19 protein-coding genes are annotated in these 19,415 nt (G+C 53.5%); 2 read left to right on the top strand and 17 right to left on the bottom strand.

Translation table 11 applies throughout. The features are described 5' to 3' along the window. Positions 1-13: 13 nt before the first annotated feature. The 10 genes from hfq to ndk all read right to left on the bottom strand — a co-directional run bounded on the left by hfq (position 14) and on the right by ndk (position 9,750). A complete protein-coding gene (gene hfq / locus H7U06_RS08185; protein ID WP_012079975.1) occupies positions 14-250 on the bottom strand; it encodes an RNA chaperone Hfq in 237 nt (78 codons plus the stop codon). 107 nt (positions 251-357) lie between these two features. Continuing rightward, positions 358-1,701, bottom strand: a complete 1,344-nt coding sequence (der, locus tag H7U06_RS08180) for a ribosome biogenesis GTPase Der (protein ID WP_175625653.1) — start codon at positions 1,699-1,701, stop codon at positions 358-360. 8 nt (positions 1,702-1,709) lie between these two features. Continuing rightward, entirely contained in the window at positions 1,710-2,876 is a 1,167-nt protein-coding gene (bamB, locus tag H7U06_RS08175; protein WP_175625652.1) for an outer membrane protein assembly factor BamB, read from the bottom strand. An 18-nt stretch (positions 2,877-2,894) separates the two neighbouring features. Further along, positions 2,895-3,545, bottom strand: coding sequence for a tetratricopeptide repeat protein (locus H7U06_RS08170; protein WP_175625651.1), 651 nt, complete (start codon positions 3,543-3,545; stop codon positions 2,895-2,897). 12 nt (positions 3,546-3,557) lie between these two features. Next, positions 3,558-4,907 carry a histidine--tRNA ligase gene (hisS, locus tag H7U06_RS08165; protein WP_175625650.1) on the bottom strand — a complete coding sequence of 450 codons (1,350 nt, stop codon included), beginning with the start codon at positions 4,905-4,907 and terminating at the stop codon, positions 3,558-3,560. Positions 4,908-4,958: 51 nt separating this feature from the next. Beyond that, positions 4,959-6,230: a flavodoxin-dependent (E)-4-hydroxy-3-methylbut-2-enyl-diphosphate synthase gene (gene ispG, locus H7U06_RS08160; RefSeq protein ID WP_124573843.1), complete on the bottom strand. Its 1,272-nt coding sequence runs from the start codon at positions 6,228-6,230 to the stop codon at positions 4,959-4,961. Positions 6,231-6,237: 7 nt separating this feature from the next. Beyond that, positions 6,238-7,302, bottom strand: a complete 1,065-nt coding sequence (locus tag H7U06_RS08155) for a RodZ domain-containing protein (protein WP_175625649.1) — start codon at positions 7,300-7,302, stop codon at positions 6,238-6,240. After that, a complete protein-coding gene (gene pilW, locus H7U06_RS08150) occupies positions 7,295-8,062 on the bottom strand; it encodes a type IV pilus biogenesis/stability protein PilW (RefSeq protein ID WP_254873173.1) in 768 nt (255 codons plus the stop codon). Before pilW ends, H7U06_RS08155 begins: the two co-directional genes overlap by 8 nt. 29 nt (positions 8,063-8,091) lie before the next feature. Then, positions 8,092-9,255 (bottom strand): 23S rRNA (adenine(2503)-C(2))-methyltransferase RlmN, encoded by a 1,164-nt coding sequence (gene rlmN, locus H7U06_RS08145; protein WP_124573840.1) that lies wholly within the window; start codon positions 9,253-9,255, stop codon positions 8,092-8,094. A gap of 69 nt (positions 9,256-9,324) precedes the next feature. After that, positions 9,325-9,750: a nucleoside-diphosphate kinase gene (gene ndk, locus H7U06_RS08140; RefSeq protein ID WP_175625648.1), complete on the bottom strand. Its 426-nt coding sequence runs from the start codon at positions 9,748-9,750 to the stop codon at positions 9,325-9,327. A gap of 209 nt (positions 9,751-9,959) precedes the next feature. Here ndk and H7U06_RS08135 point away from each other — a divergent pair, with 209 nt between their 5' ends. Beyond that, a complete protein-coding gene (locus H7U06_RS08135; protein WP_175625647.1) occupies positions 9,960-10,649 on the top strand; it encodes a Bax inhibitor-1/YccA family protein in 690 nt (229 codons plus the stop codon). 76 nt (positions 10,650-10,725) lie between these two features. Here H7U06_RS08135 and rlmD read toward each other — a convergent pair whose 3' ends face one another. From rlmD to H7U06_RS08100, 7 genes are all read right to left on the bottom strand, one after another. Next, entirely contained in the window at positions 10,726-12,099 is a 1,374-nt protein-coding gene (gene rlmD / locus H7U06_RS08130) for a 23S rRNA (uracil(1939)-C(5))-methyltransferase RlmD (protein WP_175625646.1), read from the bottom strand. A 147-nt stretch (positions 12,100-12,246) separates the two neighbouring features. Then, complete coding sequence (rpoS, locus tag H7U06_RS08125) at positions 12,247-13,284, bottom strand: RNA polymerase sigma factor RpoS (protein WP_230089364.1); 1,038 nt, start codon at positions 13,282-13,284, stop codon at positions 12,247-12,249. A 6-nt stretch (positions 13,285-13,290) separates the two neighbouring features. Next, on the bottom strand, positions 13,291-14,226 hold the full coding sequence (locus H7U06_RS08120) for a peptidoglycan DD-metalloendopeptidase family protein (RefSeq protein ID WP_175625645.1): 936 nt from the start codon (positions 14,224-14,226) through the stop codon (positions 13,291-13,293). Positions 14,227-14,265: 39 nt separating this feature from the next. Next, positions 14,266-15,132, bottom strand: coding sequence for a protein-L-isoaspartate(D-aspartate) O-methyltransferase (locus tag H7U06_RS08115; RefSeq protein WP_175625644.1), 867 nt, complete (start codon positions 15,130-15,132; stop codon positions 14,266-14,268). After that, entirely contained in the window at positions 15,129-15,866 is a 738-nt protein-coding gene (surE, locus tag H7U06_RS08110) for a 5'/3'-nucleotidase SurE (RefSeq protein ID WP_175625643.1), read from the bottom strand. Before surE ends, H7U06_RS08115 begins: the two co-directional genes overlap by 4 nt. Positions 15,867-15,939: 73 nt before the next feature. Then, on the bottom strand, positions 15,940-17,973 hold the full coding sequence (locus H7U06_RS08105; protein WP_175625642.1) for an ATP-dependent DNA helicase: 2,034 nt from the start codon (positions 17,971-17,973) through the stop codon (positions 15,940-15,942). 78 nt (positions 17,974-18,051) lie between these two features. Continuing rightward, complete coding sequence (locus H7U06_RS08100; protein WP_175626084.1) at positions 18,052-18,255, bottom strand: YdcH family protein; 204 nt, start codon at positions 18,253-18,255, stop codon at positions 18,052-18,054. 189 nt (positions 18,256-18,444) lie between these two features. On the opposite strand from H7U06_RS08100, the gene H7U06_RS08095 reads away from it, so the two are divergent. Beyond that, positions 18,445-19,251 (top strand): PP2C family serine/threonine-protein phosphatase, encoded by an 807-nt coding sequence (locus tag H7U06_RS08095; RefSeq protein ID WP_175625641.1) that lies wholly within the window; start codon positions 18,445-18,447, stop codon positions 19,249-19,251. The last annotated feature ends 164 nt before the right edge of the window (positions 19,252-19,415 follow it).

Here is a 19,415-nt window from a genome sequence, read left to right as displayed (position 1 = left end):
GGCGGCGTATAAATTATTCAGCTTCTGATTCAAGGCTCAGGTTCACGGCACGTGCAGGAACAACGGTGGAAATTGCGTGTTTGTACACCATTTGGGTGACGGTATTACGCAAGAGGACGACGTATTGATCAAAAGATTCGATATGACCCTGGAGTTTGATGCCGTTAACGAGGTAGATCGAAACGGGAACATGCTCTTTGCGCAAAGCATTGAGGAATGGGTCTTGTAACAGTTGCCCTTTGTTGGTCATGACAGCTCCAGTGTGTTGTTGTGTTTAAGAGGTTGAGGCATCTTGCTATTTTTCAAGTGTTCCAACCATTGGAATGTAATCGATTTCTGGCATTTTCGCCAAATCGCTTATTTTTCCGAACGCGAGAAAGGATTCTTACCAGAACGTAACTCGATACGTAGTGGAGTCCCGACAAGCGAAAAAGTTTCTCGGAAATGCTTTTCCAGGAAGCGTTTGTAGTTTGCATCGATCGCTTCCAGCGCATTACCGTGAATGACAACAATCGGCGGATTCATGCCGCCCTGATGCGCATAGCGCAATTTAGGACGGATGGAGCCCTTGCGCCGCGGCTGCTGATGCTCGACCGCTTCGATCAGAGCACGCGTCAACTTAGGCGTAGACAGGTTGGTCATGGCGGCTGCATAAGCACTATCGACAGATTTCATCATCGGACCGATGCCGCTCGATTTCAGGGCCGACACAAAATGTGTTTTTGCAAACGAAAGGAAATTCAGCTTGCGCTCCAGATCCATCTTGATCGCATCACGGCGGTCAGTCGTCAGGCCATCCCATTTATTCACACCGATGACCAGCGCACGGCCGGACTCCAGGATAAAGCCGGCGATGTGCGCATCCTGCTCGGAGATATCCTGCTGGGCATCCAGCAAGAGCAACACGACATTCGCTTCGGAAATCGACTGCAGGGTTTTGACCACCGAGAATTTCTCGATCGCTTCAAATACCTTGCCGCGACGACGGATACCGGCAGTATCGATCAGCGTGTAATGTTTGCCGTCGCGCTCGAACGGAATCTCGATCGAATCACGGGTCGTACCGGGCAAATCGAATGCGATGACGCGTTCTTCGCCCAGCAAGGTGTTGACCAGTGTTGACTTACCGACGTTAGGACGGCCCACGATAGCCAGCTTGATGCTTCTGTCGTTCGAGGCAGGTGTTTCTTCTTCCGGTGGGCGTTGCGCGAACGCGATGTCCAGTGCTTCTTCGACCAGGTCGGCAACACCGTCACCATGCGCGGCCGAGATTACATACGGATCACCCATGCCCAACTCATAGAAGTCGGCAGTGACCGTGGTGTACTTCATGCCTTCGGCCTTGTTCACGACCAGCATCACGGAACGACCTGATTTACGCAGGAAGTCAGTGATGGTTTTATCGTGCGGCGTCAGGCCTTGACGACCGTCAACGATGAAAATCACGACGTCAGCTTCAGCTACCGCCTGTTTCGTCTGCTTGGCCATTTCGTGCATGATGCCTTCTTTGGCAACAGGCTCGAAACCCCCCGTATCAATTACCAGGAACGGACGTTCGCCCACACGGCCTTCGCCGTAGTGCCGGTCACGCGTCAAACCCGGAAGGTCAGCGACCAACGCATCACGCGACCGGGTTAGTCGGTTGAATAGCGTGGATTTGCCGACGTTAGGTCGACCTATAAGTGCAATAACCGGCTTCATCAAATGTTTTACTCGGCTGCGATCGCAACCACTGTTCCTGATTGAGTTTGAAAAATAAGATTCGCATCGGTGCGAACTGGTACGCCGACTATCGGGCTACCATCAGTGTTCACACGTGCCAATAACAAGCCATTGTCTTTCGAAAAGAAATGGATATAACCCTGGTAATCGCCAACCGCTACTGCACGGCTGGATGAAATCGGGGTCGACAGGCGGCGGTTTTTCAACTGCTCGTTCTGCCAGATGCTGGTGCCGGTATCGCGGGCAAATGCCTGCACGGTGCCGCGTTCATTCGCAGCATACACTGCACTGCCATCGACATCGACACCGACATCACTGGAGAAAGCTTTACCCCAGCGCGGTGTGCCGCTGACGGTATCGAAGCAGGCGATACGGCCTTGGTACGATACTGCGCACACATCACGGCCAGCGACATACGGCGAACCGGAAATATCAGCAATACGTTCCAGTTCAGTCGTACCGCGTGGATCACCCACTGCAACTTCCCAGCGTGGTGCGCCAGTGCTCAGTGCCACTGCCAGCAAGCGACCACCGGCCAGGCCAATGTAAGCATTGCCATTTGCAATGGAGATGCCAGGCGAGGTACGCAGCGTCAGCGGCGGTGCAGTACGTTGGGCAAACCATTTACGGGTACCGGTTTCTGCATCATAAGCAACGACGCGATTGTCCAGGCTGCGGATGACGACAGTATCCAGGCCAACTGCTGGTGTCGACAGGATTTCGCTGCTGGCTTGTGCTTTCCAGCGCAGTTTGCCCTGGTTATCAAACGCCAGTACGACGCCCTTCTCACCTGCAACCACGATAGTCTGGCCATCGCTGCCGACACCAGAAGTCAAAGGCATGCCTGCATTGATGCGCCACAAGGACTGACCATTGGTTGCATCCAGGCGGGTAATGGTGCCGTCCGCTGCTGCAGTATAGAGATCGTTACGCACCAGTACTGGCGAGAATGCATAGTTTCCTGCTTTGCCGACCGATGCAGTCCACGCAGTGCGAGCAGTCATGGTTTGCTTGAACTCAACCAGCGGCGCAGGCGTATTGCGCGTCGATGGCTTGCTGGCAAACGGATTCATCGATGACAGGAACGAGCATCCGGCAGTAGCCAACAACAGGCTGGCTGACAGTACTTTTAATGCGATTCGATACTTCTGCATTTCTTTTCCTTTAAGCTTTTATGCTGCTTTTTTAACCGGTGCACCACCGATGGCATCCAGCTTGATCTGGATCAGCTGGCGTGCAGGATTCTTGGCATCTGTTTTGTCCAGCGCGGCCTGATATGCGGCACGTGCTTCATCCAGCTTGTTTTGCGCTACTAGGATGTCGCCTTTGCGATCGCTGACCACATTCGCAAACTGCGCAGGGAATTCACCCGCCAATACTTTCAGGCCTTCGTCGTATGCTTTTTCATCCAGCAGGATGCCAGCCAGGCGGACTTTCGCAACAGCCTTGTATTCGTCGCTGTTACCTTTGTCTATCACCCATTGCAATTGCGCTTTCGCGGTTTTGAAATCATTCGAATCAAATGCCGACTTGGCCGCTGCCAGTGCACTCATTTGCGCGTAAGCAGTACCAGCGAACTTGGCTTCCATGTCAGTCGCTGCGCGCTGCACTTTTTCCTTGTCTTGCGCGGCTACCGCTTTTTGCAGCTCTTCATACAATTGCGCTGCCTGCGTCGCCTGGCTACGCTGGTAAGCACCCCAACCTGCCCACGCTGCATAAGCACCAAGGACGATGATGAGTACCCAGGTAACGATGTTGCCGTACTGATTCCACCAGGATTTAAGAGTAGCTAATTGTTCTTGCTCTGCGTGATCGTATGCCATGATGGTCCAAGTTTAATGATGATAATGTACGTGTTCGTCGTGCGCATGGTCATGCGCACCAACGATCTGATCAACCAGGTAATCCGCGATGCCTTCGAATGGCACACTGGCTTGATTGCCAGCAGCTTCGGCGCTGCGCATTTCCTTGACGACTGCCGTGCCCTGCGCAATTTCGTCTTCACCGATAATCACGGCATAAGCAGCACCGCTGCCATCCGCGCGTTTCATTTGCGATTTGAAGCTACCGATACCGGTCGCTGCCGCGCAATGCAATACCACATCGAGTCCGGCGTCACGCAAACGTTCCGCCACAACGGAAGCCTGCAGTTGCGCTTCCTCGCCCTGATGCACGATATAAACGTCGCATTGATTCGGCGCAAACTGCTCGCCACTTGCTTTCATCAATTCCAGCAAGCGCTCCACGCCCATCGCGAAACCGCAGGCCGGAGTCGGCTTGCCGCCAAACATTTCAACCAGCGGATCATAACGGCCGCCGCCGCAAACGGTACCTTGCGAACCGAGTTGATCGGTGACCCATTCAAACACGGTGCGATTGTAGTAATCCATACCGCGTACCAGACGCGGATTGATGGTGAACGGAACCGCATTGTGACGCAGTATCTTTTGTACTCCCTCAAAATGCGCACGCGACTCTTCGCCCAGGTAGTCGAGCAGCTTAGGTGCCGCGTTGACCATATCCTGCATGGTTGGATTTTTGGTATCCAGAATGCGCAAAGGATTGCTGTGCAAGCGCTTCTTCGCTTCTGCATCCAGCAACGCTTCATTCTTTTCAAAATACGCGATCAGGTCGGCGCGGTGCTTGTTGCGCTCCTCGGCATTACCAATAGAGTTCAACTCAAGGCGCACATCCTGCAAACCGAGATCGTCCCACAGACGCTGGCACATCATGATCAGTTCTGCATCGATATCCGGACCAGCAAAGCCGATTGCTTCTGCACCGATTTGATGGAACTGGCGATAGCGGCCACGTTGCGGTCTTTCATGACGGAACATCGGACCCGCGTACCACAGGCGTTTCGGACCGTCATAAGTCAGGTTATGTTCGAGCGCAGCACGTACGACGCCAGCAGTGCATTCAGGACGCAAAGTCAGCTGGTCGCCATTCATGGAATCGGTGAAGGAATACATTTCCTTCTCGACGATGTCGGTCACCTCGCCCAAGCCACGTGCAAACAATGCGGTCGGCTCGACGATAGGTGTACGGATCTGTTGAAAACCATAGCTCTTGAGCACAGTGTGCACAGTGTTTTCAAACAATTCCCACAAAGGCGCATCGGCCGGGAGAATGTCATTCATTCCCTTTACGCCGACGATTTTTTCTGTTTTCTTAGTATCTGACATTTATTTTTAAAGACTTATTTTCTACAACTTGTTGAGTGCGGCGTCTGCAAATTAAGCAGCGCTGGTTTTTTCTTTACCGTAATGGCTCTTCACATAATCGAGCACGATTGCGTGGAATTCTTCGGCAATATTGTCACCGCGCAGAGTCACGGTTTTTTCACCATCAACGAATACCGGCGCCGCTGGCGATTCACCGGTACCAGGCAAACTGATGCCGATGTTGGCATGCTTGGATTCACCCGGACCATTCACGATGCAACCCATGACTGCGACGTTCATCGCTTCCACGCCCGGGTATTCCTTCTTCCATACCGGCATCTGATCGCGCAGATAGGTTTGTATGCCGTCTGCCAATTCCTGGAACACAGTTGAAGTCGTACGACCACAACCCGGGCATGCAATCACCATAGGCGTAAATTTACGCAAGCCCATGGTTTGCAAAATTTCCTGTCCCACCACAACTTCCTTGGTGCGATCACCGCCTGGTTCCGGCGTCAGCGATATACGTATGGTGTCGCCTATGCCTTCCTGCAGCAGAACCGACAGTGCAGCAGTCGAAGCAACGATACCCTTGCTGCCCATCCCGGCTTCAGTCAGGCCGAGGTGCAACGGATAATCACAGCGACGCGCCAGTTCACGATAGACCGCGATCAAATCCTGCACGCCAGACACCTTGCACGAGAGGATGATGCGATCACCAGCCAGGCCAACTTCTTCCGCGCGCTTCGCGTTCTCTATCGCCGATGTCACCAATGCTTCATACATGACCGCTTGCGCACTCCATGGCGTCGCGCGTGCCGCGTTTTCATCCATGATGCGTGCCAGCAATTCCTGATCCAGGCTGCCCCAGTTCACGCCTATGCGTACTGGCTTATCAAAGCGGCACGCGGTTTCTATCATTTGCGCGAACTGCGTATCGCGTTTATTACCCTTGCCGACATTACCCGGATTGATGCGATATTTCGCCAGCGCTTTCGCGCATTCCGGATAGTCATTCAATAATTTGTGACCGTTGTAGTGGAAGTCGCCAACCAGCGGCACCACGATATCCATCTTGTCGAGTTGCTCGCAAATTTCCGGCACTGCTGCAGCAGCTTCCGGCGTATTCACGGTGATGCGCACCATTTCCGAACCGGCGCGCGCCAATTCCTTGATCTGGATCGCAGTACCGATGACGTCCGCAGTATCGGTATTGGTCATCGATTGCACCACTACCGGCGCGTCTCCGCCTATGCGAACTTCACGACCGCCATAACTGACTACCGCTATACGGCTTTGGCGACGCGTAACTGGGCCGGTAGCTATCGGATTGGATGACGACATAAGTGCTTTATTTCAAATTCAATCGGGCAACGTTGCTGCTGTTTCCAGTCACCACATCGACCGGCGCGCCACGCAAGGTGACATCGACACCTGCGGCGTTACCAATAACGACCGAAACCGGACCGGTAACGGCAACTGCTTCAGAGCTACCTGCTTTCAATAAGCGCGACAGCAGCACATTATTGTCAGCGCCTTTAATTTCTACCCAGGAATCCTCGCGTACATTGATCGCCAGGGCATTCTTGCTGTCGACCGGAACAACTGGTTTGGCTACCGCGGCAACCGGTGCTGGTTTTACTACCGGTGTCGCTGCCGGTGCTGCAGGCGTCGTTGCTGCTACGGCCGCAGGCGCGGCACTGACTGGTGCAGTCGCGGCTGGTGCAGCTGGCTTCGCAGCCACGGCAACCGGTTCAGCCGCAGGCTTGGCAGCCTCCACGGGTTTTACTTCAGCTGGCTTGCTTTCAGCCACGCTGGTTTCTGTAATTTCTATCGGTGGCGGCACTTCTACTACGGCTCCCGCAGGTGTATCCGACAATTCTATCGGTGCCAGTTTTTCTTCTACTTTGGCCGGCGAGCCCAAAGTGCTGTGCGATACCCAACCCATGTGCTGACCGGCATACGCCAGCAAACCCAGCACTACCAGGATGCCACCGCCGAGCACGACCTTCGAATTCAGGCCACGCGAATTCGACGACAACAATTTGGTTTCAGAAAACGAAGCAGACAGCGGGCTGCGCTCAGGCGGCAAAATCGCAGGCTCTGCCTTATCTTCCTTGATCGCGGCCAGGATAGGCGCAGGATCTACACGTAATACCTTGGCATACGAACGGATGAAACCACGTACGATGACCATGCCAGGCAAGGCTGCATAGTTATCTTCTTCCAGTGCCTGGATCTGACGGCTGGCCAGGTTCAACTGATTCGCGACCTGCTCTACCGTCCAGCCACGCTCTTCGCGCAAGGCAACCAGCTGCGTACCGGCGGAAATCACCGGCTCAGGTTGCACTGCTTCTTGCGCTGGTTCCGGGACCGCATCGTTCATAGTTTCATTCACAGGCACGTCATTACTCATTAAAGGCTCCACGCTGATAGGCAGCAAACTCAGCCGAGTCCGGATAACGGCGGCGCAATTGCGTCACGAGGCTGTTTTCTGCGGCGCGATCGCCCACCTTGCGTTCAATTTTGATTGCTAACCACAACACTTCCGCGCTCAGCACATCTGCTTTAGTCACGCGATTAATATAAAACCGGGCACGCTCCAGATCACCACGCTCATAATTCAGACGCGCCAGATTGGTACTGGTCGTCAGGTTGCCGGGATCAAGGCGAAATGCTTCATTAAAATAACGATCTGCGGCAACCTTGTCCTTCAGGATCAGGCTGCAGGTGCCAGCGTTATTCAGCGCTTTGGCAGGAGACTGATACGTCTTGCTGCGCAAGGCTGCTTCGAAATAGGGAATGGACTGGTTCGCGCGTCCGTTCTGACACAGGAACCAACCATAGTTATTGCTCAAGTCCGGATCATTCGGTGCCAGGCGCAGCGCACGCGTGAAATTCTCTTCAGCCTGACGAGCCTCACCCTGATCCATGTAAATCAAGGCGGCCATGCTATACGCATCAGCCAGATTAGGATCGGTTTGCAAAGCCAACTTCACTTCGTCCAGCGCCACATTCAACTGGCCTTGCTGGTAGTAGCCTATCGCCAGTTGCAAGCGTATACGGGCACGCTTTTGATTATCTGTTTTATCGAAACTGGTAGCCAGTTCACTATCAGGTGCTACAGCAGGTTTAGCGGCGCAACCCAACAACAGGATTGCAGATAACAGGGACATACCCAACCAAGCCGACCGACGTGCTGTCATCAAGATGAAATCTCCACAATACGACCGAAATTCTTGCCAAATTTTTCCTGGTACTCCGCCATTTTCTTCATGCGGTCCTGTACCCGTGTACGGTCTTGCACTTCACCTGCCAGTTGGCCGCATGCGGCATCAATGTCATCGCCACGCGTCTTGCGCACAGTAGTCACGATGCCTGCATCCATCAACACCTGTGCGAAGGCTTTGATGCGTGGATTCTGCGAGCGCGTCAAACCCGACTCAGGAAATGGATTGAACGGAATCAGATTGAATTTGCACGGCACATCTGCCTGACGCACGAGGGCGATCAGCTCACGTGCGTGTTGGTCGCTATCGTTGACGCCGTCCAGCATGCAATATTCGAAGGTAACAAAATCACGCGGCGCGAATTCCAGATAGCGCTTGCAGGCAGCCATCAATTCCACCAGCGGATATTTTTTGTTCAGCGGCACCAGGCCGTCGCGCAAGGCATCGTTCGATGCGTGCAGCGATACTGCCAACGCGACTGCGCAATCCTGCGACAGCTTGTCTATCATCGGCACCACGCCGCTGGTCGACAGCGTCACACGGCGACGTGACAAACCATACGCGTTATCGTCCAGCATCAGCTTCAATGCGGTGACGGTAGGTTCATAGTTCAGCAAAGGTTCGCCCATGCCCATCATCACCACGTTGGTGATCTGGCGCTCACCTTTAGGGCCAGGCTCTATGCCTTTGGTACGACGTAATTCAAACTCGGCCATCCACAGTTGGCCTATGATTTCGCCAACCGAAAGATTCCGGTTAAAGCCCTGCTTGCCGGTCGAACAGAAACGGCAATTCACCGCGCATCCAGCTTGTGTCGAAATACACAGCGTGCCACGGTTTTCTTCAGGGATAAATACAGTTTCGACTGCATTGCCCTGCCCCACATCGACCAGCCACTTGCGGGTGCCGTCGGCGGAGGTGTGATCGGAAATCACAGCGGGTGCAGCGATGATCGCGCGCGTAGCGAGTTTGTCACGCAGCGATTTAGCCAAATCGGTCATCGCGTCAAAATCGCTGGCGCCGAATTGGTGTATCCAGCGTTGCAATTGCTTGGCGCGGAACGGCTTCTCACCCAACTCGCCGCAGTAAGCGATGAGTTGCGCAGGATCCAGATCCAGCAGATTGGTGAGAGTCGTCATAAAAACACTTTTTGCTTCTGTCTGCCTGTCGCCTGAACCACAGTGGCTGGCGACGGACAGAATTTCAAATTAACGCGAATAAACGTTCAGCGCTGGGAAGAAGTAAGCGATTTCAACTTTCGCTGTTTCTTCTGCGTCGGAACCGTGTACGGCATTTGCGTCGATCGAATCAGCGAAATCAGCACGGATGGTGCCTTTTTCTGCTTTCTTCGGATCGGTTGCGCCCATCAGGTCGCGGTGCTTGATGATAGCGTTTTCGCCTTCGAGCACTTGGATGATCACAGGACCGGAGATCATGAAGTCGACCAGGTCTTTGAAGAAAGGACGTGCGCTGTGCACAGCATAGAAACCTTCTGCTTCAGCACGCGACAATTGCGTCATGCGAGCAGCGACGATTTTCAGGCCTGCGCCTTCGAAACGGCTATAAATCTGACCGATTACGTTTTTTGCTACTGCATCCGGTTTAATAATCGACAGTGTGCGTTCGATTGCCATCTGAAAAACTCCAATAAAATGAAAGGGTTAAGACAAAATTCTGATATTTCAACTAACCTTTAATTCTACCATGAAAGCCCCACCTACTTGAAGCAGAAACAAGAGCTTTTAAATGTGAAGATAGCGTTAAGAACAGAACCGTTTATACTATGAGCATGTCAAGAACCTGCTTGGCAACAACTCGAGCTTGATATTTACCTGGAGAAACCATGAGCAATTTACAGCAGACCTTAGCGTCTACCTATGACACCACGGCGGTACGCCATCGCGTCTTGCGCAATACATACTGGCTGCTCGCCCTTTCCATGATCCCTACCGTGCTGGGCGCCTGGATAGGCGTACAGTTCAAATTTGCCTTCTTCTCGGGCAGCCCATTCATGGGGATGATTATCTTTTTGGCAATTGCATTCGGTTTCTTTTATGCAATTGAAAAAACCAAAAATTCCGGCCTGGGCGTCGCCCTGCTGCTGGGCTTCACCTTCTTCATGGGCTTGATGCTGTCGCGCCTGATCGGTCACATTCTCGGCTTTGCCAACGGCACTGCACTGATCATGACCGCTTTTGGTGGTACAGCTGCGATTCTTGCAACGATGGCATCGGTAGCGACCGTTTCCAAACGTGATTTCAGCGGCCTCGGCAAATGGCTGTTCATGGGCGTGCTGGTAATCATCGTTGCCGCAATCGCAAATATCTGGCTGCAATTGCCAGCTTTGCAACTGACCATCTCGGTCGTGGCGATCGGTATTTTCTCTGCCTTCATCTTGTATGACGTGCAACGCATCATCAACGGCGGTGAAACCAACTATGTCACCGCGACCCTGGGCATTTACCTGAGCGTCTACAACATCTTCTCCAATTTGCTGGCACTGCTCGGCATCTTTGGCGGCGAACGCGACTGATAAACTTTCAGTTCATTAAACAAAAAAGCCGACTTTTCAGTCGGCTTTTTTATTCCTGCAGCTTGCTCACGGATGTTTACGCCGTCGCTGCCGATGTTGGACGGAGTTCGAATACCGCCATCGATTCCACGTGCGAGGTATGCGGGAACATATTGATTACGCCCGCATTCTTCAAATCGTACTGCCCTTCGTTGACCAATACAGCAGCGTCGCGTGCCAGCGTCGATGGATTACACGAGACGTAGACGATACGACTCGGCAGCAGATCCGGACGGCTCTTACCCATTTCAGACAAGGCCTCACATACAGCCAGCGCGCCATCACGTGGCGGATCGATGAGCATGCGATCGAATTTACCCAGCTCGACAAAATCCTCTGCTTTCGCCTCAAACAGGTTGCGACAATAAAACGAGGTTTTATCTGCCAGGCCATTCGCCGTGGCGTTTTCCAGTGAACGCTCAGTCAGTGTCGTGCTGCCTTCTATACCGACGACTTCACGCGCTTGTGTCGCAATCGGCAAAGTGAAGTTACCCAATCCGCAGAACAAATCAGCAATACGATCCGTCGGCTGCGCATCCAGCAAACGCAAGGCACGCGCGACCAAAACGCGATTGATTTGATGATTGACCTGTGTGAAATCCGTTGGCTTGAACGGCATCTTCACGTTGAATTCCGGCAGCGCGTAGTGCAGATTATTTTCCGTCGGATAGTACTGATAAGCGCTATCCGGGCCAGCCGGTTGCAACCACCATTGCACCTGGTGCAGGTCGGAAAAAGCCTTTAACTTCACTTCGTCATCAGCTGTCAGCGCTGTCATGATGCGCAAAACCATGGCCGTGACTTTTTCTTGCGCCCCCTGGCCTATCGCCAATTCGATTTGCGGCAAATCATCAATGATAGAGAGCGATGCGATCAATTCACGCAGCGGCATCAGCATAGCCGACACATGCGGCGGCAGGATTTCGCAAGTCTTCATGTCGGTAATGAACGACGATTTGCGCTCATGGAAACCGACCAGCACGCCACCCTTTTTCACCACATTTCGCACTGAAATACGGGCGCGATAACGATAGCCCCAGGTCGGTCCGTGGATAGGACGCAGCATGGTTTCTGCCTTGACCTTGCCTATGTGCTTGAGGTTGTCTTCCAGTATCCGCTGCTTCAATGCGACCTGCGCGCTCGGCTCCAGATGCTGCATGGAGCAACCACCGCAAACACCGAAATACGCGCATTTAGGTTTGGTACGCAGCGACGATTCCTTGATCAGCGACATCATTTTTGCCGCTTCCCAATTCGGTTTTTTACGATAGGAAGAATAGACGACGCGCTCTTTCGGCAATGCACCTTCGACGAAAACGACTTTACCCGGCGTGCCATCCTCATTCTGCAAATGGCCGACACCGCGTGCTTCCATGTCGAGGGATTCGATATCAATAATGGTTTGCTGCATAGGGACTAATTCAGAATCAAGCGCGTAAGCGGATCAAGAGCATAAGCAACTTGCGTTAAATGGGATAAAGAAAGCGAAGGCGGATGATATCAAACTGCGGCACCTTAGCGCCGTATTCCACTCATTTTGTCGCGTATTTGGGCAATATTAGAGCAAGGAGTCCTTGCCGACCCCGGTGCGCGTAAGTGAGCGTTTCAGCTTGACCAATGCCTCTTGCTGGATCTGGCGCACGCGTTCACGAGTGACATGCATTTCGGCTGCCAGGGCTTCCAGCGTCGCTGGATCGTCATTGTCCAGGCCAAAGCGACGGGTGATGACCAGTCGCTGCTTATCAGGTAATTTTTCCAGCCAATCATGTACCAGCACCGTCATTTCATTGTGCTCGGCCAGTGCATCCGGATCATTCGCATGATCGCCCTGCAGCAAATCCATCAGGCTGGATTGCGGATCACCGTCCAGCGGCGCATCCAGCGAAGTCGCGTGTTCGGACAGCGCCAGGATATCCTGCACGTCTTCCACACTGCGGTCGACCAGATGGGCAATGTCTTCAGCGGTCGCATCCTTGCCATCATGATGCTGGGCTTCAAGGTGGAATTTGGCGCGCAAGGTTTGATTCAGTTCGCGCACCACATGTACCGGTAAACGCACGGTACGCGCCTGGTTCATGATCGCGCGCTCTATGCTTTGGCGTATCCACCAAGTGGCATAGGTAGAAAAACGAAAACCACGTTCCGGTTCGAATTTGTCGATCGCCCGCATCAGGCCCAGATTGCCTTCTTCGATCAGGTCCAGCAGGATGACGCCGCGATTGATGTAGTGTTTGGCAATGGAAACAACCAGACGCAGGTTGTGTTCTATCATTTTCTGGCGCGCAGCGAAGTCACCTTGCTTGGCCAGCGTTGCGTAATGTACTTCCTCCGGTACCGTCAGCAAAGGACGGGTACCGATCTGATTCAGGTAATGCTGGGTTGCATCCGTTGACAGCTCGGTTGCGAGGACCTTCTTGAGCTCATCGATACCGGCCACTTCTACCGGTGCAACACGCTCCACCAATTCGACAGCATCACCCTCTTCATCGCTGATGTCGGATTTCTCCGCATCATCGTCGGATTGCAGCGAGAGCTCGGACGACAGTGCATCCGAGTTTTCATCATCTTCTGCGTGAACGTCGTGCTTGCGTGTCATTAGCGATTATCGGCTCGGTAAGAACTTCGATGGATCGACCGGTTTACCCTGCTGTCGAATTTCAAAATGTAATTTCACGGAGTCTGAATCGGAATCACCCATTTCCGCAATTTTCTGTCCTTTATTGACATTTTGTCCTTCTTTTACAAGGATAGCCTTGTTATGCGCATAAGCGGACAATAAATTGCTGGTGTGCTTGACGATAACCAGGTTGCCATAGCCGCGTATGCCACTACCCGCGTACATAACCTTACCTGCTCCGGCCGCCATCACGGCCTGTCCGGATTTACCGGCAATATCCAGGCCCTTGCGACCATCATCGAAAGTACCGACTACCTTGCCTTCTGCAGGCCACATCCAGGACACGCTGTCATCGTCCGTCGCCAGAGCTACCGGTGCTGCAGGTTCGGTAGGCGCTGCCGGTTTGGCAGTGGCAGTAGCGGCAGGAGCAGCCGCTTGCGCGCTATCTGGTTTTTGCATTTCGGCTAAAGTCGCATCCGAATATGGACGCTTCTCGCCACGTGGGCTGGTTTTATTTGTCGCTGTCGTGCTAGCTGTTGTGGTCGAAGGCGGCCCCAGCGGACGGCTTTCGACGCCCGACGAACTGGCTATGGAACCGATTTGCGCACCACCGCTACGTCCAGATGCGGAATCCGGCGGTGCCACGCGCAATACCTGTCCGACCTTAATATCGTTCGGATTGGCCAGGTTATTCCAGGCTACGATTTCACTATAGCTTTGACCAAAATCCAGCGCGATGCGATACAGCGTATCGCCCTTTCTTACGGTATATGTTGTACGGTCTTCGACCGCCGCTTTCGGCGGGGTGGTACCACCGATCCGACGCTCACTGACCGGCGCCGAGTTCTGGGTAGAACTACAGGCGCTGAGTAAGCCGACCAGCGATATCAGGAATATCTGTCGAGTTGTGTTTATTCTCATTACGTTCAATTATTCTTTAGCGATGTTGTGCAGTGTGGGCTAAGTTACGGTACCTGGACGGAGCGGCACAAAATGGCAATCCTCCAGCGTCGAACTTTTCCATTCAAATTTGCTGACGCGTTCTATCAGCTGTAACACCTGATGACGCTCGCCAACCGGGGCGACCAGACGCCCGCCTATAGTCATTTGTTCCAGCAGAGCCTGCGGCACTTCCAGTCCGGCCGCAGCCAAAATGATGCCATCAAATGGGGCCGCCTGGGGTAGACCAAGCATACCATCTCCGTAATGCAAGCGGATATTTGCAACCCGCATAGGCCGCAAATTGGCTTTTGCCAATTCATGCAAACCCTTGATTCGTTCAATGGAATAGACTTCCTTGGCCACCAGGGACAGAACCGCAGCCTGATAACCGCAGCCGGTTCCGATTTCCAGCACACGATTGAGTACACCACCCTGCCGATTGTTCCGCATAACTTCAATCATTCTTGCCACGATGTAGGGCTGCGAAATGGTTTGATGATAACCAATTGGCAACGAAGCATCGATATAAGCCTGGCTGGCAAGTGCCGGTTCCATGAATAAATGACGTGGCACCGCGTCCATCGCCGCCAGCACCTTGCTGTCTTTTACCCCTTGCTTGGCTACGCGCGCCGTCATCGCCTTGCGTACGGATTCCGACACCAGCGGGGTAGCACGTTCCGCTGCTACCGGCGCAGCAGCTGTCTTGCGCGGTACTTCGACGGGGCGGGTCGGAGTCACAACACGTTTACTGTGTTGGGAGGCATTCAGGGTCGCGGTTTGTGGCGTCACCACCTTGCGCTGTGGTTCTGCCCTGACGCCATTACGCGGCGTTTTCTCGGCTAGCGAGGATAGGGATAAAGGAAAGCGCTTGCTTTTGTCGGTCATACCAAAACCTTCTTCAAGGCTTCCAGTTGCGCCGTATGCGTCAAATCAATTTGCAACGGTGTAATCGATACATGGCCCAACGCTGTGGCGTGGAAATCCGTGCCCTCGCCGGCGTCTTTTTGCCCACCACAGGGACCTATCCAGAAAATGTCACGACCATGTGGGTCCTGCGCCTTGATTACCGCTTCCGACTGATGCCGTTTGCCGAGGCGGGTTGCCACTGGCGGTTTTATTTGTTCGTATGGCAGGTTGGGAATATTGACGTTCAGCAGGAACGGCTTGCCGTACGTATCGAAGCGACGTTCGACGATATCGCGCGCGACCCGCGCAGCTGCATCAATCTGATCCCAGCCCTTGTTGACTTGTGAAAACGCTATGGCCGGAATACCGAACAGGTAACCTTCAGTTGCCGCCGCCACGGTGCCTGAATACAGGGTGTCGTCCCCCATATTTTGCCCCTGATTAATGCCCGAAACGATCAGATCCGGCGGCTCCGACATAATCCCTGTCAGCGCAATATGGACGCAATCCGATGGTGTGCCATTGATGAAATAAAATCCATTCGCCGCCTGGTAGACGGACAAAGGACGATCAAGGGTCAGGGAATTGGAACTGCCGGAGCGATTGCTGTCTGGAGCTACCACTACGATATCGGCAATTGCTGCCATCGCATCGGCCAGGGCAATCAGCCCCGGAGCCAGGTAACCGTCATCGTTACTGATAAGGATTTTCATCCCTGAATTTTACCTGAAGCAAGCGCCGCTGCCGCATAAGCTTGCCGCTCAATTCAGATAAATTCTGTGCGCTTCAGGCTTCGTCCGTTTGCACGGATTGTTCTGGAATCCCGGTCGCCGCATCGATCGCGCTAAAGAACTCCTGCACCACCGCCAGTTCGCGAGTCCGCTTGAATGGCGGCAGGCTTTGCCAGATGCGCTTGCCATAGGGCTTGGAAATCAGGCGCGGATCACAAATCATCAGCACGCCCTTATCCAGCTCGTCGCGGATCAGGCGACCCGCCCCCTGCTTCAGGTTGATGATTGCAGCGGGCAACTGATGGTGCATAAAGCCGTTCAAGCCCTTGCGCTCCAGTGCTTCAATACGCGCTGCCAGCACCGGATCATCCGGCGGTGAAAATGGCAGCTTGTCGATAATTACGACAGACAAGGCATCGCCGCGTACGTCCACACCTTCCCAGAAACTCTGACTGCCTATCAGGACTGCATTCCCGGCAGCGCGGAAACGATCCAGCAATTCGGTACGCCCAGCCTCGCCTTGCACCATTAATGGGAATGGCAGCTTGCGTCGCTCAAACTCTTCACGCAGGCGCTCGGCCGCACGATTGACTGCACGTATCGTGGTGCAGAGCAGGAAGGCACCGCCACCAGCCGCTTCGATCACCGGCAAAGCCGCATCAATCACGGCATCGGTGTACTCAGGTGAATTCGGCTGCGGCAAGGTGTTCGGCACATAGAGCAAACCCTGTTCGCCATATTCAAACGGGCTGGGCCACGACTGTGCAGGTTCATCCCACAAACCCATTTGCGCGCTGTAGTGATTGAAATCGTTCTTTACTGCCAACGTAGCGGACGTGAAGATCCAGCTGCGCGGCACACCCTCGCGCTGCTTATTGAAAATCGGTGCGATGGATAAAGGTGTCCGGTGTAATTGCAGCGAAGTCGAATACGCCTCCACCCACAATACGCTTTCCTGGCCAATGATGACTTCTTCGGTCTGCGGCTTATTCCATGCGTCCAGCCGCATCGCCAGTTCCAGCGCCCGCACCCGACATTGTTCTATCGTATCTGCGCGCTCAGCCTGCTTTTGCAGGACGGCGATCATGTTATCGAGCTGCTCTTTTAGTGTTTCCAGCGCTGGAAAAAAAGCGCTCGACGGTGCGATCTGGTTGACTGCCAGGCGCACAATGTCTTGCGGGAAGGTCAGGCGCAGATCACGGGCTGCACGCTCAACAGGTGTCACCGTAGCGGCCCAGTCAGCGCCATCACGTGCATGCGACAAGCCTTCAGCCAGCACATCGCGGCACAGTTCCAGTACTTGCGAGGTTGAAATCGTGTCGCCGAAGAAGAGTGTCGCGGTGTCCGGCAACTGATGCGCCTCATCGAAAATAATTGTATTGGCCGACGGCAGCAGTTCCGCCACGCCGGTGTCCTTCAACGCCACATCAGCGAAGAACAAATGATGGTTAACCACCACCACATCGGCCTGCTGCGCTTCCTTGCGCGCCTTCATTACAAAGCAGTCCTGGTAGTACTGACACTCGGCTCCCATACAGGTATCACGGGTCGAAGTCACCAAATTCCAGATGGAAGCGGTTTCCGGCACTTTCGACAATTCCGCCTTATCGCCGGAACTGGTAGTTTTCATGAAGCGCGAAATCTCACGCAGATGACCGACGTCGTCGCGCGAAGTCAGGCGACCATTTTGCAGGGTGCGTTCCAGATGGAAGTGACAGACGTAATTGGCCCGTCCTTTCAGCAAGGCTACCGAGACCGGTGCGTTCAAGGCTTTGCGTACGCTGGGGATATCGCGCAAGTAGAGCTGATCCTGCAAGTTTTTGGTACCGGTGGAGACAATCACCTTGCCGCCCCACAGCAGCGCAGGCACCAGATAGGCAAAGGTCTTGCCGGTACCGGTACCGGCTTCCGCGATCAGCGTCGTTTGATGGGAGATGGCATGCGCAATCGCCTTGGCCATCTCAGTCTGTGACTGGCGCGGCCGAAAAGAGCCGACCGCATGGCCCAGCGGGCTATTAACACCAAACAGCTGATCGATCTCGGCATCGTGTGTGGCGGCTACAGGCAATGCAGAAGGTTCGTCGATCAAAATAACTGTCTAGCTATAAACGTTGGGGAATGGGAAAACAAGCGCACATCAACACATCCGTGCGACTGCTGGCAGGAATTAGGCAGGGATATCCGGAATCAATTGCATTTTAAGCAAGGTGATATTGTCTTTCAGCTGCAACTTCCGTTTCTTCAGACGGCGCAATTGTAACTCTTCATGGCGGCCGTCACGAACCATCATCTCAATCACGGCATCCAGGTCCCGATGTTCCACTTCCAGTTCGACTATACGTTGATGAAGAAGAGCGTGCGCAGTGTTCATAGTCATATCTTGTCTGTCTTCTTGTCGATGAAACAATTCAAATTTCCAAGGCAGTCGCCAGTCAACCACCGTCCTTCAATTGTAAAAAATTCTTACAATTTTAAAAGCCCTGCTTTTACTTCCGCAGGACTCTGCATGCAATAATCAAACGCAACAATTCCTAGCCATAAGTTTAATCCACTAACACGCATGCGCCAATACGAGATAGAAGCAGGAACCGGCCAACACATAGGCGACCGCAGCGAACAGCAAGACCGGGTTGCCCTGTTTGCCGCGCCCAAGGCGCCTGGCTATATGTTAGCCGTCATTGCTGACGGTATGGGAGGTTTATCCGGCGGCGCCCTGGCGGCGGAGCAAGTCGTACGTAGTGCGCAACAGATTTTCGAACGTTTTTCACCGCTGACCGACAATCCGGAAGCTATCCTGCACACTATTGCAGACGAAGCCGACACCGTGATCAAGTTATCGGCCATGTCTTCCGACAAGAAACCGCACAGTACCGTAGTCTTGTTGATCATCACGCCACAAAACAGTGCAATCTGGGCGCATGTAGGTGATTCCCGTCTGTATTACTTCGATGGTCCGAATTGCATCAAGCGTACGATAGACCACACTTATCTGGAACAGTTAAAAGCCGAAAACAAGCTGGATGAAGCCAAAGCCAAGGACCCCTTGCTGGCCAACCTGCTGGTAAATGTACTTGGCAATAGCAACAATGAATTCAATATCAGCCTGAATCGCCGCGACGGCCTGAAGGTAGGCGATTCCTTCCTGCTGTGTACCGATGGCTTATGGTCTTATTTCAGCGATGCCGAACTGGGTGCGGCCATCGCGATGAATACGCCGCGCAAGGCTTCTGAAATGCTGATTGCCAACGCGCGTAAGCGAGCTGTCGGTAGCAAAGCTGACAATTGCACTTTAGCCATAGTCAAACTGGTCAAACCAGCCAAGGAAGTCAAAGACTATACGATTAAAAAAATGCGCAGCGCGATTTAAAAACGATTCGAAAACGATTTGAAATTTTTACAAGCGGCGGACTAATTTGACCGCCCTGCTTGACGAAAGCTGCCACTACCCGTTAGCTTCTAACAAAGCGGGAAGATTCTTGAGCATACCTCTACCGCAAGGTAGCCAGCAGTCGCTGAAAACCTACACCCAGA

The sequence above is a fragment of the Herminiimonas sp. Marseille-P9896 genome (assembly GCF_903993245.1).
Taxonomy (GTDB): Bacteria; Pseudomonadota; Gammaproteobacteria; order Burkholderiales; family Burkholderiaceae_D; genus Oxalicibacterium; species Oxalicibacterium contaminans.
The sequence above is the reverse complement of the archived record's forward strand: the minus strand, read 5'-3'. Positions and strand labels throughout refer to the sequence as shown.

What these genes read in the sequence shown, in the direction of transcription:
- hfq (WP_012079975.1), bottom strand. Translation starts at nt 250, where the DNA reads ATGACCAACAAAGGGCAACTGTTACAAGACCCATTCCTCAATGCTTTG.
- der (WP_175625653.1), bottom strand. Translation starts at nt 1,701, where the DNA reads ATGAAGCCGGTTATTGCACTTATAGGTCGACCTAACGTCGGCAAATCC.
- bamB (WP_175625652.1), bottom strand. Translation starts at nt 2,876, where the DNA reads ATGCAGAAGTATCGAATCGCATTAAAAGTACTGTCAGCCAGCCTGTTG.
- H7U06_RS08170 (WP_175625651.1), bottom strand. Translation starts at nt 3,545, where the DNA reads ATGGCATACGATCACGCAGAGCAAGAACAATTAGCTACTCTTAAATCC.
- hisS (WP_175625650.1), bottom strand. Translation starts at nt 4,907, where the DNA reads ATGTCAGATACTAAGAAAACAGAAAAAATCGTCGGCGTAAAGGGAATG.
- ispG (WP_124573843.1), bottom strand. Translation starts at nt 6,230, where the DNA reads ATGTCGTCATCCAATCCGATAGCTACCGGCCCAGTTACGCGTCGCCAA.
- H7U06_RS08155 (WP_175625649.1), bottom strand. Translation starts at nt 7,302, where the DNA reads ATGAGTAATGACGTGCCTGTGAATGAAACTATGAACGATGCGGTCCCG.
- pilW (WP_254873173.1), bottom strand. Translation starts at nt 8,062, where the DNA reads ATGTCCCTGTTATCTGCAATCCTGTTGTTGGGTTGCGCCGCTAAACCT.
- rlmN (WP_124573840.1), bottom strand. Translation starts at nt 9,255, where the DNA reads ATGACGACTCTCACCAATCTGCTGGATCTGGATCCTGCGCAACTCATC.
- ndk (WP_175625648.1), bottom strand. Translation starts at nt 9,750, where the DNA reads ATGGCAATCGAACGCACACTGTCGATTATTAAACCGGATGCAGTAGCA.
- H7U06_RS08135 (WP_175625647.1), top strand. Translation starts at nt 9,960, where the DNA reads ATGAGCAATTTACAGCAGACCTTAGCGTCTACCTATGACACCACGGCG.
- rlmD (WP_175625646.1), bottom strand. Translation starts at nt 12,099, where the DNA reads ATGCAGCAAACCATTATTGATATCGAATCCCTCGACATGGAAGCACGC.
- rpoS (WP_230089364.1), bottom strand. Translation starts at nt 13,284, where the DNA reads ATGACACGCAAGCACGACGTTCACGCAGAAGATGATGAAAACTCGGAT.
- H7U06_RS08120 (WP_175625645.1), bottom strand. Translation starts at nt 14,226, where the DNA reads ATGAGAATAAACACAACTCGACAGATATTCCTGATATCGCTGGTCGGC.
- H7U06_RS08115 (WP_175625644.1), bottom strand. Translation starts at nt 15,132, where the DNA reads ATGACCGACAAAAGCAAGCGCTTTCCTTTATCCCTATCCTCGCTAGCC.
- surE (WP_175625643.1), bottom strand. Translation starts at nt 15,866, where the DNA reads ATGAAAATCCTTATCAGTAACGATGACGGTTACCTGGCTCCGGGGCTG.
- H7U06_RS08100 (WP_175626084.1), bottom strand. Translation starts at nt 18,255, where the DNA reads ATGAACACTGCGCACGCTCTTCTTCATCAACGTATAGTCGAACTGGAA.
- H7U06_RS08095 (WP_175625641.1), top strand. Translation starts at nt 18,445, where the DNA reads ATGCGCCAATACGAGATAGAAGCAGGAACCGGCCAACACATAGGCGAC.